Source organism: Psychrobacter aquimaris, assembly GCF_016107525.1.
GTDB classification, from domain to species: domain Bacteria; phylum Pseudomonadota; class Gammaproteobacteria; order Pseudomonadales; family Moraxellaceae; genus Psychrobacter; species Psychrobacter aquimaris.
In genome coordinates this window covers 1-1,267 of record NZ_JABASR010000033.1, presented here as the reverse complement: position 1 = coordinate 1,267, position 1,267 = coordinate 1, and the positions used below count along the sequence as shown (strand labels likewise).

The following is a 1,267-nucleotide window of genomic DNA, read 5'->3' as shown; positions in this document are numbered from 1 at the left end:
TGTAGTGGTCAACTAATTTAGGACACCTAATAAGAGGTTTTTATTAAAGTAACGTTTCTCTTTTTCTAGCGGTGTTAAATAATTGTTGAAAGTATGCGGTCTCACGGTTTGATAATAGCCCCAGATATAATCAATAATGGCACTTTTAGCCTCAGCGATATTCTCATAGCCATTCTTTGGCATCCACTCTGTTTTAAAGCTTCTGAAGAAGCGCTCAGTTGGGGCATTATCCCAACAGTTTCCGCGACGGCTCATACTTTGCGTCATGCCATTACAACTAGCAACGGATTCAGCAAATGTCTTACTGGTGTAATGGGTTCCCTGATCAGAGTGAAACAGCACATTACTTGGTTTTAGGCGCGTCTCATACGCCATCTGCAGCGCTTTGGTTGTCAGTATGCTGTCAGGCGAATCTGACACCGCAAAGCCCACTACACGCCGAGCATATAAATCTAACACCACAGCAAGATAACACCAGCCGCCTTTGATGCGAATATAGGTCACATCGCCCGTCCAGACTTGATTGGGTGCTGTTGGGCTAAAGTTACGGTTCAATAGGTTTCCATGGATTTTATGCGTGTTATCAGCGTGCTTATATTTATGCGTCTTCAATTGACAGCTTTTAAGCCCCATCTGCGCCATAAGTTTACCTACCATATAACGGGTCAGCTTGATGCCGTGTTCATTCATCATGATGGCGGCAATACTACGAGCGCCTGCTGAGTGCTTTGAATCGTTGAATATTTGGCGTATTAAGGCTTTGATTTTGACGGCTTCAAGGCTAATTGGCTTGGGCTTTAGTCCATAGTAGTAACTGCTTTTCATCACGCCAAACAACTTGCACAGAAGGCTTTTATTGACCTGTTTGTCTTGCTCTGCAAGCTGACTAATTAGCGATAGCCGTTCAGGCTGTCCAATGCCAGCAGAGCGGAAGCCTTTTTTAGAATATCGCGCTCCATAGTCAGTCGCTTAACCTGCTTACGCAGCTCTTGAAGCTCGCGCTGTTCATCCGTTAAAGCATTGCCGACTTTAGGTGCTTGGCCGGTCATTTCTTGACGGTACTGACTCAGCCATTTCTGCAGAGTGGATTTACCTATTCCTAAAGAATCGGCCACGTCAGGTATGGTGCGGTTGTGGTCAACAACTAAGCTGATGGCTTCTAATTTGAATTCTCGGGTATATTGGTTGCGTTTGTTGGTCATACTATTTTCCTTCTTTGGGTTAGTATAACCTCTTAGCAGCTGTCCAATTTTATTATGCCACTACA

2 protein-coding genes are annotated in these 1,267 nt (G+C 44.4%); both read right to left on the bottom strand.

The features are described from left to right. Positions 1-12: 12 nt before the first annotated feature. Positions 13-891, bottom strand: coding sequence for an IS3 family transposase (locus JFC10_RS14755; RefSeq protein WP_265089972.1), 879 nt, complete (start codon positions 889-891; stop codon positions 13-15). Beyond that, on the bottom strand, positions 891-1,202 hold the full coding sequence (locus tag JFC10_RS14750) for a transposase (RefSeq protein ID WP_198333483.1): 312 nt from the start codon (positions 1,200-1,202) through the stop codon (positions 891-893). Before JFC10_RS14750 ends, JFC10_RS14755 begins: the two co-directional genes overlap by 1 nt. Positions 1,203-1,267: the final 65 nt, after the last annotated feature.

What these genes read in the sequence shown, in the direction of transcription:
- JFC10_RS14750 (WP_198333483.1), bottom strand. Translation starts at nt 1,202, where the DNA reads ATGACCAACAAACGCAACCAATATACCCGAGAATTCAAATTAGAAGCC.